This window comes from Pseudonocardia aurantiaca (assembly GCF_039526725.1).
In the GTDB taxonomy this organism is placed as follows: Bacteria; Actinomycetota; Actinomycetes; order Mycobacteriales; family Pseudonocardiaceae; genus Pseudonocardia; species Pseudonocardia aurantiaca.
Genome location: NZ_BAAAJG010000002.1, coordinates 76,751 through 89,445 on the forward strand (window position 1 = coordinate 76,751; position 12,695 = coordinate 89,445).

Sequence of the window (12,695 nt, forward strand, 5' to 3'; positions counted from 1 at the left end):
GAGCACGGCAGCAACGGTCTCCACACAGAGGATCCGCTGTCTGCCGGCGGGTCTCACGCCGTGGAGGCCCTGCCGGAGAGGTTCTCCAGCACCTTCAGCAGCACCGAGTGGTCGAGCGAGCCGTAGCCCTGCGCGCGGGCCGAGGCGATGAGCTGCGCGACCAGCCCGGTCATGGGAAGGGCCACGCCGGCCTCGCGCGCCGCGGCGATCGCGATGCCCATGTCCTTGTGGTGCAGGTCGATACGGAAGCCCGGCGCGAACTGCCGCGCGACCATCGACTCGCGCTTGAGTTCGAGGATCCGGCTTCCGGCGAGCCCGCCGGCGAGGACGTCGAGGCCGCGGCCCGCGTCGACTCCGGACGCCTCGAGCAGCACGATGGCCTCGGCGACCAGCGCGTACGTGCCGCCGACGACGAGCTGGTTCGCGGCTTTGACGGTCTGCCCCGCGCCGGCCGGGCCGACGTGCACGATCGTCTTGCCGAGCACCTCGAGCACGGGGAGCGCGGCGGCGAAGACCTCCTCCTCGCCCCCGACCATGATCGAGAGGACGCCGTCGATCGCGCCCTTCTCGCCGCCGCTGACGGGGGCGTCGAGGGCGCGGACACCGCGGGAGGCGGCCTCCGTGCCGACGGCGACCGAGGTGTCGGGCCGGATGGTGCTCATGTCGATCAGCAGCAGGCCAGGCTTGGCGTGCTCCAGCACGCCGCCGGAGCCCAGCACGACCTCCTCGACGAACGGCGAGTCGGGCAGCATCGTGATCACGACGTCGGACTCTGCGGCGACGGCGGCGACCGAGTCGGCCGCCTTGCCACCGGCCGCGGTGAACTTCTCCAGGGCGGCGGGCACGACGTCGTAGCCGACGACGGGGTAGCCGGCCTTGAGGAGGTTGGCGGCCATCGGGCCACCCATGATCCCCAGGCCGATGAATCCGATGGGCGTGCTTGCGGGCTCAGTCATACTGATTCCTCTACGGTTGCGGTTGCGCGGAGGTGCCGGGGGAGCCAATCGAAGCTCTCGGCGCTGGGGCCGACCGGCTTGTACTCGAGGCCGACATGGCCGCGGTACCCGCTCTCGGCGAGGCGGGTGAGCACCACGTCCCAGTCGAGCTTGCCGGTGCCTGGCTGGCTCCGGCCGGGCGGGTCGGCGATCTGGACGTGGCCGAACCGGTCGGCCCGCAGCTCGACGAGCCGCTCGACCGGCTCGCCCATGCGTGCCAGGTGATAGAGGTCGGCCAGGAACGCGACGTTGCGCACGCCCTGCACGACCCGAAGGTAGTCGATCATGTCGAGCGCCTTCTGCGACGACGTGATCGGATAGAGCGGGCTCTCGTAGCTGTTGAGCGCCTCGATCACCACAGTGGCGCCGATGCGGTCCGCCGCGGTGGCGGCCAGCATCAGGTTCTCGGTGGCGAGCTCACGCTGCTCGGGCACGCTGACCTCGACGTCGCGGTTGCCGTACAAAGCGTTGAGCACAGTGCACCCGAGCGACCCCGCGAAACCCACGGCCATGTCGATGTTGGAGCGGAAACGGGCGCTGTCGCGGGGGCGGGAAACCAGCCCGCGGCTCCCCGCGGCCATGTCCCCGGCGTCGAAGTTGAGTGCGACGAGCCGGACGCCTGCGTCTTCGATGGACGTGCGCAGGGCGTCCAGCTCGCGGTCGGACGGCTCCGGATACGGGAACGGCCACCACAGCTCGACGGCGTCGAAGCCCGCCTCCGCTGCCGCTGCGGGTCGATGCAGCAGCGGCAGCTCGGTGAACAGGATGGACAGGTTGACGTCGTAGTTCAGGGGGGCGTCAGGCATGCCTTCTCCCGGATCGACGGCGCGGACGGTTGTGTGCAGGTGGAACTCAGGCCGCCGCGCCGGACGGGCTGCCCAGCAGCTCCCGCATCAGGGCGGCCGTCTCGCTCGGGGTCTTCCCGACCCGCACGCCCGCGGCCTCCAGGGCCTCCTTCTTGGCCTGCGCGGTGCCCGCCGAGCCCGAGACGATCGCGCCGGCGTGGCCCATCGTCTTGCCCTCAGGCGCGGTGAAGCCCGCGACGTACCCGACGACCGGCTTGGTGACGTTGGCCTTCACGAAGTCGGCTGCGCGCTCCTCGGCGTCGCCGCCGATCTCGCCGATCATCACGATCGCCTTGGTCTCGGGGTCGGCCTCGAAGGCCTCGAGGGCGTCGATGTGCGTGGTGCCGACCACGGGGTCGCCGCCGATGCCGATGGCGGTGGAGAAGCCGTGGTCCCGCAGCTCGTACATCATCTGGTAGGTCAGCGTGCCCGACTTCGACACCAGGCCGATCGGGCCCTGGCCCGCGATGTCGGCCGGGATGATCCCGGCGTTCGACTGCCCGGGTGAGATGATGCCGGGGCAGTTCGGGCCGATGATCCGGGTTTTGTTGCCGGTGGCGACCGCATGCGCCCAGACGTAGGCGGTGTCGTGCACCGGGACGCCCTCGGTGATCACCACGGCCAGGCCGATGCCGGCGTCGATGGCCTCGATCGCGGCGTCCTTGGTGAACCTCGGCGGCACGAACAGCACGCTGACGTCGGCGCCGGTCTCCTTCATGGCCTCCTCGACCGTGCCGAACACGGTGAGGTGGGCGCCGCCGATGGAGACTGTGGTGCCGGCCTTGCGGGCGTTGACGCCGCCCACGACGTTGGTGCCGGCGGCGAGCATCTTGGCGGTGTGCTTGGTGCCCTCACCGCCGGTGATGCCCTGGACGATGACCTTGCTGTCCTTGTTCAGGAAGATCGACATGTTCAGGCCCCCGCCGCTGCGAGCTCGGCGGCCTTGTCGGCCGCGTTGTCCATCGTGTCCACCTGCGTGATGAGGGGGTGGTTCGCCTCGTTCAGGATCCGGCGCCCCTCCTCGACGTTGTTGCCGTCGAGCCGCACGACGAGCGGCTTCGTGGCGCTGAATCCGAGGATCTTCAGCGCTTCGACGATGCCATTGGCCACCGCGTCGCACGCGGTGATGCCGCCGAAGACGTTGACGAACACGCTCTTGACGTCGGGGTCGCCGAGGATGACGTCCAGACCTGCCGCCATGACGTCGGCCGACGCGCCGCCGCCGATGTCGAGGAAGTTGGCGGGCTTCACGCCACCGTGGTTCTCCCCGGCGTAGGCCACCACGTCGAGCGTGCTCATGACGAGGCCCGCGCCGTTGCCGATGATGCCGACCTGGCCGTCGAGCTTGACGTAGTTGAGGTCCTTCGCCTTGGCCTTGGCCTCGAGCGGGTCCTCGGTGCGCTGGTCGACGAGGTCCGCGTGGCCGGGGTGGCGGAACGCCGCGTTCTCGTCGAGTGTGACCTTGCCGTCGAGCGCGACCACCTCGCCGCCTGCCGTCCGGACCAGCGGGTTGACCTCGACCAGCGTGGCGTCCTCGGAGACGAAGGTCTCCCAGAGCTTCACGATGACGTCGGCGGCCTGGTCCGCCACCTCGGCAGGGAGCTTCGCCTCGGCGACGATCTCGGCGGCCTTGGCCTTGTCGACACCCGCGATCGCGTCGATCGGCACCTTCGCGAGCGCCTCGGGGCGCTCGACGGCGAGCTGCTCGATCTCCATGCCGCCCTCCGCGGACGCCATGGCGAGGAAGGTGCGGTTCGAGCGGTCGAGCAGGAAGGAGAAGTAGTACTCCTCGGCGATCTGCGAGGCCTCCACCACCAGCACCCGGTGCACGGTGTGGCCCTTGATGTCCATGCCGAGGATGGCGCCGGCCTTGGCCTGCGCGTCGGTGGGGTCGACGGCCAGCTTGACGCCGCCTGCCTTGCCCCGGCCGCCCGTCTTGACCTGAGCCTTCACGACCACCGGCCCGCCGATACCGGCCGCGACGCTCGCGGCCTCCTCGGCGGTGTCGGCCACGGCACCGAGCGGCACCGCCACGCCATGCACGTCGAACAAGTCCTTCGCCTGATGCTCGTAGAGGTCCACGCTGCGATTTCTCCCGTCTGACCCGACGTACGTGCTGGTCGACTGTATGCAGTATGGAGAAAGTTGTCCAGAAGACTTGTGCTCTGGGTCACGGGCCCGCAATATTTGGCATACAGTATGGAGGGAGGTCGCCATGCCAGAGGTTCAGCGGGCAGAGATCCGGGAGATCCGGGACAACAACGGCCGCAGCTACCGCGTCGGGGAGTCTCCGATGGACCTCATCGGACGCCCGCGCTCGTCCGTGCTTCGGCTGGCGTGGCTACCGATGGCGGCCGTCGGCGTGCTGCAGTACGGGTATGGGGCTGCGGTTCCGGCGCTCATGGAGCGCAACGACTGGGGTCTCGCCGGCACGCTCTGGCTGCTCGCCGGCTGGACCGTGTTCCAGGCGGGCGTCGGGTTGCCGGTGGCCTACCTCCGTGAGCGCAACCGGCTGGACCCGCGCACTGTCATGGTCGCGGGCGCAGCGCTCAGTGCCTTCGGCCTCGTGGCCCTCGCTCACAGCGGCGGGCTGCTCGGCGCGCTGCTGGGGTATGCGGTCCTCGGCGGCACCGGTGCCGGCCTCGTCTACGCGGCCTGCACGTCCACCGTCGCCAAGTGGTACCCGGAGCGCATGGCGGGCCGGGTGAGCACCGTGACCGGCGCGTTCGCCTACGGGTCCGTGCCCTTCATCGTCGCCGCGGTCATCGGGCTGCACGCCGGCAACCTGACCGTCGTGCTCGACGTTGCGGCCGCCGTGCTCTTCCTGCTAGTCGCCGGGCCGGGGCTGCTCTTCCGCGACCCGCCCGCGCGGTGGTGGCCCGCCGAGGTCGACCCGAGGGCGTGGGCGCTCGGGCGCAACACCAACCCTGGGCGGCGCAAGAACCCGCCCGCCATCCGCGAGTACTCGGCTGTGCAGGCGCTGCGCACGCGAGTGCTGCCGGTGATGTACCTGATCCTCATCGGCGCAGGCGCCGTGTCGCTGTTCAACGCCGCGTTCCTGGTGGTCTACGCCGACGGCCTGGGCGCGACGGCGGGTGTGGTGGCGCTTGCCGCCGGACTCCTCGCCGGCATCAACGGAGCCGGACGCGCGGTGTCGGTCGGCTTCTCCGACCGTGTCGGGCGTGGCCGCACGCTGAGCCTGGTGCTGGTCGTGCAGGCCGCGGCGCAGCTGCTGTTCGCGGTGTCGGCCACCACGGGCGCCACTGCCGCGCTGGTGACCGCCGCGGCGCTGGCCGGGCTCGGGGGCGGCAGCTTCTACCCGCTGTTCGCGAGCCTCGCCCGCGAGTACTTCGGAGAGCAGAGCGCACTGGAGGTGCACGGCCTCGTCTACAGCGCCAAGGCGGTGGGCGGTGTGCTCGGTGTCGGGCTGGCGGCCCTGTCGGTCACATCGTGGGGCTGGGCCGCTACCTTCACCGTCGCTGCCGTCATATCGCTCGGCGCCGGGTGGACAACCGGCCTGCTGCAGCGCCCCGGCCTGCCGAGCACACTCCCGCCGGTTCGTGTGGCCGAGCGCGCCGCCGAGCCCTCGACCCGCTACGCCGTCTGATCTCGTCAGGGCGGCGGAAAGACCACCGCCCCTGGTCGTACGCCCCGTGCGGGGGGCCTACGACCAGGGGCGGATCCCAGTGCGGTGGCCGCGGACTTCTCGAAGGGTCCTCGCCCCGGGCCAAGTCCGTGGCCACCGCACGCCCCCTGAGCTCCTAGGGCTCAGGAGGCGCGGGTCTGGGGACCGTTGGCCGCCGGCCGGCGCGTGCTGGAAGCAGGGCGGCGCGCAGGAGTGCGTGCCTGATGAGTGACGCGCGCCGACGTGGGGCGCGGTCGGGGTGCTCCCTACGGTCGACCTTCGACCCAAGGGGCAGCGGGCGAGGGGCCGCTGCTACCGGCCCCGTGCGTCCTGGGAGCGCCTAGTGGACGCGCCCCTTGAGTGCAGCGGTCGGACTGGTGTCCGCGTCGTCACGCTGCTCCAGGTATGAGCGACGGGTGTGCTCGGTGTGCGCTGACATCACTGTGCCCGCGCGATCTGCGTCGCCCGTAGCGATCGCGTCGATGAGTTCCGAGTGCTCCTGCCAGGACTGCGCACCACGATGGCGGGCCACTGGCGTGTAGTACCAACGCACTCGGCGGTCGACCTGGGCGGCGAGCTCGACGAGCACGTCGTTGCCGGACAGTCGCATCACAGTGGCGTGCAGCTCGGCGTTGAGCGCCACCATCGTGGCGACGTCCTCGGCTGCGAGGGCAACGTGGCCCTGACGGCAGATCTCGCGGAGACGGGCGACGCCCTCCTCCGTGACATTCTTGGCCGCCAGCCGGGCCGACTCGGTCTCCAGCAGGCTGCGCACCGCGAGCAGCTGGTCGGCCTCCTCCACCGTGGGGCTGTGGACGAACGCCCCGAGCCCGGGCCGCAGGTCCACCCAGCCGTCGTTCTTCAGCCACTGAAGCGCCTCGCGAACCGGCTGCCGGGAGACGCCCAGCATCACAGCGAGCTCGCTCTCCACCAGGTGCTGGCCCGGCTGAAGGTTCCGGCTGACGATCATGTCCAGGATGGCGCTGTAGACGCTCTCACGCAGCGGAACGGGCCGGGCGATCCGGCGGCTGGCGGCTTCTGACGGCGTCTCGGACAAAGACATCAGGTGCTCCAGGTTGGGCGGTGGATCGACCAGTACCCTTCTGGGGTGGTTCGTTGTGTCTGGTCGACTGCTTACAGCATACAAAGTGCCGAGCCGTTTTGGCTCGTGGTACTACTCACTGATCAGACAGAAGTATAAATGGAGCACCGTATACCGCCATTCGGGCTAACATGTTGCGCTGGGGGTGGGGCGGATGGGCGCGTGGGGCACCCTTGGCCGCGTGGCAGAGGGTGAGCTTCCCGTACATGGGCGGCTCGTGCTGCCCGAACGGGAGCTCAACTGGCGGTTTTCACGCTCCTCCGGACCCGGCGGGCAGGGGGTCAACACCACCGACTCACGCGTCGAGCTGTCCTTCGACCTCGCGCGCTCTCCGTCCGTGCCCGAGGACCTGCGGGAGCGGGCCCTGCGCAGGCTGGCCTCGCGGCTGGTGGACGGCGTGCTCACGATCACGGCGTCCGAGCACCGGAGTCAGCTCCGCAACCGGGACGCCGCCCGCGAGCGGTTGGCGGGCACCCTGCGCGCGGCGACGGCGGCGGACCCGCCGCAACGCCGGCCCACCCGACCGACGGCTGGAGCGAAGCGGCGGCGGCTCGATGCGAAGTCCCGGCGCTCTGCGGTGAAGCGGCTCCGCGGGCGGCCCGAGGAGTAACGGGCCTGCATACGCAGATCCGGACGGGCTGACATAAGGTCATCTGCGGCGCGCTCGGCAACGTCGTCGTGCCCGCCTGCGAGGAGCCGCCCGTTGACCCGTCGCCGCATCGCCGCCCCGGTCGGGGAGTTCGCCCGGTATCTCCGCACCGAGACGGTCGGCGGGTTCGTGCTGCTGGCCGCCGCGGCGGTCGCGATCGTGTGGGCCAACTCGCCGTGGGCCGGTGCGTACCAGGCGACGCGGAACACGGTCGTCGGTCCGGCAGCGCTCCACCTCGACCTCACGCTCGCCCAGTGGGCGACGGACGGCCTGCTCGCCCTCTTCTTCTTCGTCGTCGGGCTGGAGCTCAAACGCGAGCTCGTCGTGGGGGAGCTGTCGACGCGGAGCCAGGCACTGCTCCCGGTCGCCGCCGCGCTCGGCGGGATGATCGTCCCGGCCGGTCTCGCCCTGCTCGTAGGCCGCGGTGCCACGGGGATGGACCAGGCCTGGGCCATCCCCGTGGCCACCGACATCGCGTTCGCCCTCGGCGTGCTGGCGCTGGCAGGCTCGGCGATGCCGGTGAGCGCGCGGGTGTTCCTGCTCGGGCTCGCGGTGGCCGACGACCTCGGCGGGATCATCGTGATCGCGGTGCTGTTCAGCTCCGGGCTCGACCTGATCGCGCTGGTCGCCGCCGCGCTGCTGGCCGCCCTGTACTGGTGGCTGCAGCGCAGGCGGGTGCGGGCGTGGTGGGTCTACCTGCCGATCGCGGTGGCCACGTGGCTGGCGGTGCACGAGGCGGGTGTGCACGCGACGGTCTCCGGCGTGCTGCTCGGCCTGCTCACCCGCGTCCGCGCCGACCCGGGCGAGGAGTTCGCCCCGGCGCTGCGTCTGGAGCACCGCCTGCAGCCGTGGTCGGCGGGGTTTGCGGTGCCGGTCTTCGCGCTGTTCGCGGCCGGAGTGCCGATCGGGGCGAGCGCCCTGCGGGCCGTGTTCACCGAAGCCGTCTCGCAGGGAGTGATCGTGGGGCTGCTGGCCGGCAAGATCGTCGGGATCCTCGGCGCGTCCTGGCTCGTCATCCGGCTGACGCCGGCGTCCCGGCCGCGGGGGCTGAGCTGGCGGGACATGGCCGCCGTGTCGATGCTCGGCGGGGTCGGGTTCACCGTCAGCCTGCTGATCGCGGAGCTGTCGCTCGCCGACCACCCGGAGCTCCTGGAGACGGCCAAGGCGGCCGTGCTGGCCGCGTCGGCCACCGCGTCGGTCGCCGGGGCCGCGCTGCTGGTGCGCCGGGGCCGAGTGCGCGCCCGCAACACCGGATGACGCGGCGCGGCGCGCCCGGTCCTGAGCGGGCACCCAGCCGGTGGCCGTGGAAGGATGGCTGCCGAGATCATCGTCCCGGCGAGGCGTTCTAAGGAGGACCGCGGTGGCCAGCCCGACCAGCCCCGGCGGCGCGGGGGTTCCGCCCGTCCTGCCGTCGATCCCGCTCGCTCCCGAGCCGACCCGGTCCGCGGAGGAGCGGTCGATCGGCGAACTCGTCCGCGAGGCCGCCGAACACGTCTCCACCCTGGTGCGCGCCGAGGTGGAGCTGGCCCGCTCCGAAGTCACCGCCGAGGTGAAGAAGGGCATGCAGGGCAGCGTCTTCTTCATCATCGCGCTGACGATCCTGCTCTTCAGCCTCTTCTTCGCGTTCTTCGCGCTCGGTGAGCTGCTCGCGCTGTGGCTCAATCGCGCCGTCGCGTTCGCCATCGTCTTCGGGATCATGCTGCTGACGGCGGGCCTCTTCGGGTTGTTCGGCTACCTGCGCGTCCGGAAGATCCGGGCGCCGGAGCGCACGATCTCCTCGCTGCGCGAGTCGGCGCACGTGCTCACCCACCGCGGCCACGACGGCGACGGCACCGCCCCGCACGAGCTGGACGGCACGCCAGGCGCCGTCGCCCGCTGAGTCGTCAGCCGACCGGGGTGCGCCGAGCAGCGCCTGACCCGTCCTCGGCGCGGCTGGCCGGCCCCTGGACCCACCGCAACGTCTCCGCCAACGGGATCCGCCTGCACGTTGCCGAGTCCGACGGCGGCGGGCCGCTCGTAGTGTTGCTGCACGGTTTCCCCGAGTTCTGGTGGTCGTGGCGGCACCAGGTCGCGGCGCTCGCCGAGCGCGGGTATCGGGTCGTCGCCGCCGACCTGCGCGGCTACGGCGACTCCGACAAACCCCCGCGCGGCTACGACCTCTGGACGCTCGCCGGCGACGTCGCCGGGCTCGTGCGGGCGCTCGGGGAGCCGCGCGCGCACCTCGTCGGGCACGACTGGGGCGGGCTCATCGCCTGGACCGTGACGGCGCTGCACCCGCGGCTGGTGCGCTCGCTCACCGCGCTCGGCGCGCCGCACCCGCTCGCCGTGCGATCGGCCATGGTCCGCGACCCCCGCGGTCAGGGGCGGGCCACAGCCGCCTACGCGCTGGGCTTCCAACTGCCCCGGTGGCCGGAGCGCTCCCTGCGCGCCGAGGGCGGCGCGCGCGTCGAGCGGATCATGCGGGGCTGGGCGGGCCCGGAGTGGGCTGCGTCCGCCGACTTCGCCGAGGCCACCGCCCACTACCGGCGTGCCGTCCAGGTGTCGGGCACCGTGCACTGCGCGATGGAGTACTACCGCTGGGCGGCCCGCTCCCAGCTACGGGCCGAGGGCAGGCGCTTCGCGGCTGCCGTTGCGCGTCCTCCGACCGTCCCGGTGCTGCAGGTGCACGGTGCGCTCGACCCGTGCCTGCTCCCGCGCACCGCGGCCGCGGCGAAACGGTGGGCCGGTCCGGAGCACCGGCTGCACGTGATGCCGGCGACCGGACACTTCCCGCACGAGGAACACCCGGAAGAGACGACTGAGCTGTTGCTGGAGGGCCTGTCCCGCTGAGCCCGGGGCGGCCGCGCTTCTCCTTATATCTATGTGTTCATCCCGCGGACGGCGGCGAGGGCCGTGTCGGGGTTGTCGGCGAACACCCCGTCGACGCCTGCGGCGAAGAACGCCGCGTACTCCGCGAACACGTCGCCGTAGTCGGCCGGGCTCCCCGCGCTGCGCAGGTTCGCCGGCAGGAACTGGTTCTCGTTGCGGAACGTGTAGGGGTGCACCAGCAGGTCCACGGCGTGCGCATCGGCGACGAGCGACGTGGGCGCGCCGAGGGTCTGGTCGGCGTTGCTGGCCACCACCATGTTCTTGTCCGGGCCGATGCCCGCCGCGTAGGTGGCGATGTCCGCGAGGCCGGTGGGCGTGATCAGGTCCGCGTACGTGCGCGAGTCGCCGGCGGCCACGAGGTCTGCCGGAGCGCCCTGGGCGCTCAGCAGCTGCACCAGCGGCACCTTCAGCTCGTCGTCCAGCTTGCGCAAGTTCGTCGTCTCGAACGACTGTACGAAGACCGGCGCGCCGCTGTGGTTGAGGCCGGCGTCGTCCAGCTGGTCGACGAGCGCGGGCTCCAGGGGCTTGCCGATCGAGGCGAAGTACGTCGGGTGTTTGGTCTCCGGGTAGATCCCGACCTCGCGGCCCAGCTCGTCAGATAACCGCTCGCGCAGGTCGAGCACCTCGGCGAACGTCGGGATCTCGAATCGGCCGTTCCAGATCGTGTTCTCCTGCCGGGTGGCCGGGATCCGCTCGGTGGCGCGCAGCTTCTTCAGCTCGGCGAGGGTGAAGTCCTCGGTGAACCAGCCCGAGTACTCGACCCCGTCGATGGTCTTCGTGGTGCGCCGCTCGGCGAACTCCGGGTGCCGCCCGACGTCAGTGGTGCCGCCGATCTCCGGCTCGTGGCGGGCGACGAGCACCCCGTCGGACGTGGTGACCAGGTCGGGCTCGATGTAGTCCGCGCCCATGCGGGCGGCCAGCTCGTACGAGGCCAGGGTGTGCTCGGGGCGGTACGCCGACGCCCCGCGGTGACCGATGACGAGAGGAGCGGCGGACTCGGAGCCGTCCGCGAGCGCGGCGGGGGCGGCCGGGCCGACGATCAGCGCGAGTACGGCGAGTGCGAGTGCGACCACGGCGAGTCCTCGAGCGGGGGATGGCATTGGCACACCCTTCCTCGGTCGAGTGACGTGAGTCTCACTGCTGGTGCCCGGCGTTCGGTCCATGTGGTGAACGACGGATGCGCACCGGAGGTGACGGTCACCCGAGACCTACGATCGGGTGTCGTGCGCGTCCTGGTTGTGGGGTCCGGTGCTCGAGAGCACGCCATCGTCCTCGCCGTGGCGCAGGACCCGGGAGTCACGGCGCTCGCCTGCGCGCCTGGCAACGCCGGGACTGCCGCCGTGGCCGAACAGCTCGGCCTCGACGTCGGCAACCCCGAAGCGGTCGCGGCGCTGGCCCGCGGCTGGCGGGCCGACCTGGTGGTGGTCGGTCCGGAGGTGCCGCTCGTCGCAGGTGCGGCCGACGCCGTGCGCGCCGCCGGCATTCCCTGCTTCGGGCCCAGCGCGGCGGCGTCGCGGATCGAGGGTTCGAAGAGCTTCGCGAAGGACGTCATGGCCAGGGCCGGTGTGAACACCGCCTCGTCGGTCGTCGTGGACAACCCGGCGAACCTCGACGCCGCGCTCGCCCGCTTCACGCCCCCGTACGTCGTGAAGGACGACGGGTTGGCCGCGGGCAAGGGCGTGGTCGTCACCGAGGACTTCGACGCCGCACGGGCGCATGCGAGCACCCTGCTCGACGGCGGCCACCCGGTGCTGCTCGAGTCGTTCCTCGACGGGCCGGAGGTCTCGCTCTTCTGTCTCGTCGACGGCGAGACGGTCGTGCCACTCCTGCCTGCCCAGGACTTCAAGCGGGTCGGCGACGACGACAGCGGGCCGAACACCGGCGGGATGGGCGCCTACGCACCGCTGCCGTGGGCCTCACCCGGGCTGGCCGACGAGCTGGTCTCGAGCGTCGTGGCGCCGGTGGCCGCGGAGATGGTCCGGCGCGGCACCCCGTTCAGCGGGCTCCTGTACGCCGGGCTCGTGCTCACCGCCGCCGGACCCGCCGTGATCGAGTTCAACTGCCGGTTCGGCGACCCGGAGACCCAGATCGTGCTCGCGCTGCTGCGCACCCCGCTCGCGCGGCTGCTGCTCGCCACCGCGACGGGGACCCTCGCCGACGAGCCGCCGGTGCAGTGGGCCGACGGCGCCGCCGTCACCGTGGTGGTCGCGGCCGAGGGCTACCCCGGTACCCCGCGGCTCGGAGACGTGATCGCCGGCGCAGATGGTGAGGGCGTGCTGCACGCGGGCACCCGTAGGCGCGACGACGGGGCGGTCGTGTCCGCCGGCGGGCGCGTGCTCTCCGTCGTCGGCACCGGCGCCGACCTGGAGGCCGCCCGGGCGGAGGCATACCAGCGCCTGGAGCGCGTCCACCTGGCCGGATCCCACTACCGCACGGACATCGCACTGCGCGCGGTGCGTGGTGAAGTTGCTGTTCCGGCCCCGCGCTAGTGCTGGGGCATCACCCGATGGGGTGACATTTGGCAACTCGTTCCGTGCTCGCCCGTCCACCAAAGAGCAAGCTCATTGCGCCATTCGGGCCCCGAACCCGACCTCTCGGGTCGCTGAGAGCA

General features: G+C 71.7%; 12 protein-coding genes. 6 read left to right on the forward strand and 6 right to left on the reverse strand.

Annotated elements, in window-relative coordinates; genetic code table 11:
- Positions 1 to 53: 53 nt before the first annotated feature.
- Genes ABD143_RS02235 through sucC form a run of 4 tightly spaced genes read right to left on the reverse strand, consistent with a single transcriptional unit; the run spans position 54 to position 3,922 of the window.
- On the reverse strand, positions 54 to 956 hold the full coding sequence (locus ABD143_RS02235) for a 2-hydroxy-3-oxopropionate reductase (protein WP_343970443.1): 903 nt from the start codon (positions 954 to 956) through the stop codon (positions 54 to 56).
- A complete protein-coding gene (locus ABD143_RS02240; RefSeq protein ID WP_343970446.1) occupies positions 953 to 1,801 on the reverse strand; it encodes a hydroxypyruvate isomerase family protein in 849 nt (282 codons plus the stop codon). Before ABD143_RS02240 ends, ABD143_RS02235 begins: the two co-directional genes overlap by 4 nt.
- Positions 1,802 to 1,847: 46 nt before the next feature.
- Positions 1,848 to 2,750 carry a succinate--CoA ligase subunit alpha gene (sucD, locus tag ABD143_RS02245; protein ID WP_343970449.1) on the reverse strand — a complete coding sequence of 301 codons (903 nt, stop codon included), beginning with the start codon at positions 2,748 to 2,750 and terminating at the stop codon, positions 1,848 to 1,850.
- A 2-nt stretch (positions 2,751 to 2,752) separates the two neighbouring features.
- The gene (gene sucC / locus ABD143_RS02250) at positions 2,753 to 3,922 is read right to left on the reverse strand and encodes an ADP-forming succinate--CoA ligase subunit beta (protein WP_343970452.1); all 1,170 of its coding nucleotides are present in this window, start codon (positions 3,920 to 3,922) and stop codon (positions 2,753 to 2,755) included.
- A gap of 133 nt (positions 3,923 to 4,055) precedes the next feature.
- Here sucC and ABD143_RS02255 point away from each other — a divergent pair, with 133 nt between their 5' ends.
- Positions 4,056 to 5,447 carry an OFA family MFS transporter gene (locus ABD143_RS02255; protein ID WP_343970455.1) on the forward strand — a complete coding sequence of 464 codons (1,392 nt, stop codon included), beginning with the start codon at positions 4,056 to 4,058 and terminating at the stop codon, positions 5,445 to 5,447.
- 358 nt (positions 5,448 to 5,805) lie between these two features.
- Here the strand turns inward: ABD143_RS02255 and ABD143_RS02260 are convergent, their stop codons facing one another.
- A complete protein-coding gene (locus ABD143_RS02260) occupies positions 5,806 to 6,528 on the reverse strand; it encodes a GntR family transcriptional regulator (RefSeq protein ID WP_343970458.1) in 723 nt (240 codons plus the stop codon).
- A gap of 193 nt (positions 6,529 to 6,721) precedes the next feature.
- Between ABD143_RS02260 and arfB the strand changes: the two genes are divergently transcribed.
- The 4 genes from arfB (at position 6,722) to ABD143_RS02280 (ending at position 10,045) form a co-directional block, all read left to right on the forward strand.
- Positions 6,722 to 7,177, forward strand: a complete 456-nt coding sequence (gene arfB / locus ABD143_RS02265; protein WP_343970461.1) for an alternative ribosome rescue aminoacyl-tRNA hydrolase ArfB — start codon at positions 6,722 to 6,724, stop codon at positions 7,175 to 7,177.
- A gap of 93 nt (positions 7,178 to 7,270) precedes the next feature.
- Positions 7,271 to 8,473, forward strand: coding sequence for a Na+/H+ antiporter NhaA (gene nhaA / locus ABD143_RS02270; protein ID WP_343970464.1), 1,203 nt, complete (start codon positions 7,271 to 7,273; stop codon positions 8,471 to 8,473).
- A 103-nt stretch (positions 8,474 to 8,576) separates the two neighbouring features.
- The gene (locus ABD143_RS02275; RefSeq protein ID WP_343970467.1) at positions 8,577 to 9,095 is read left to right on the forward strand and encodes a phage holin family protein; all 519 of its coding nucleotides are present in this window, start codon (positions 8,577 to 8,579) and stop codon (positions 9,093 to 9,095) included.
- Between the two features lie 17 nt (positions 9,096 to 9,112).
- The gene (locus ABD143_RS02280) at positions 9,113 to 10,045 is read left to right on the forward strand and encodes an alpha/beta fold hydrolase (protein ID WP_343970470.1); all 933 of its coding nucleotides are present in this window, start codon (positions 9,113 to 9,115) and stop codon (positions 10,043 to 10,045) included.
- A gap of 29 nt (positions 10,046 to 10,074) precedes the next feature.
- Here the strand turns inward: ABD143_RS02280 and ABD143_RS02285 are convergent, their stop codons facing one another.
- Positions 10,075 to 11,184: a glycerophosphodiester phosphodiesterase gene (locus tag ABD143_RS02285; protein WP_379659783.1), complete on the reverse strand. Its 1,110-nt coding sequence runs from the start codon at positions 11,182 to 11,184 to the stop codon at positions 10,075 to 10,077.
- A 123-nt stretch (positions 11,185 to 11,307) separates the two neighbouring features.
- On the opposite strand from ABD143_RS02285, the gene purD reads away from it, so the two are divergent.
- Positions 11,308 to 12,573, forward strand: a complete 1,266-nt coding sequence (purD, locus tag ABD143_RS02290) for a phosphoribosylamine--glycine ligase (RefSeq protein ID WP_343970477.1) — start codon at positions 11,308 to 11,310, stop codon at positions 12,571 to 12,573.
- Positions 12,574 to 12,695 lie beyond the last annotated feature (122 nt).

Coding starts and splice junctions, on each gene's coding strand:
- ABD143_RS02260 (WP_343970458.1), bottom strand. CDS start 6,528: ATGTCTTTGTCCGAGACGCCGTCAGAAGCCGCCAGCCGCCGGATCGCC.
- sucD (WP_343970449.1), bottom strand. CDS start 2,750: ATGTCGATCTTCCTGAACAAGGACAGCAAGGTCATCGTCCAGGGCATC.
- ABD143_RS02255 (WP_343970455.1), top strand. CDS start 4,056: ATGCCAGAGGTTCAGCGGGCAGAGATCCGGGAGATCCGGGACAACAAC.
- arfB (WP_343970461.1), top strand. CDS start 6,722: ATGGGCGCGTGGGGCACCCTTGGCCGCGTGGCAGAGGGTGAGCTTCCC.
- ABD143_RS02285 (WP_379659783.1), bottom strand. CDS start 11,184: ATGCCATCCCCCGCTCGAGGACTCGCCGTGGTCGCACTCGCACTCGCC.
- ABD143_RS02240 (WP_343970446.1), bottom strand. CDS start 1,801: ATGCCTGACGCCCCCCTGAACTACGACGTCAACCTGTCCATCCTGTTC.
- ABD143_RS02235 (WP_343970443.1), bottom strand. CDS start 956: ATGACTGAGCCCGCAAGCACGCCCATCGGATTCATCGGCCTGGGGATC.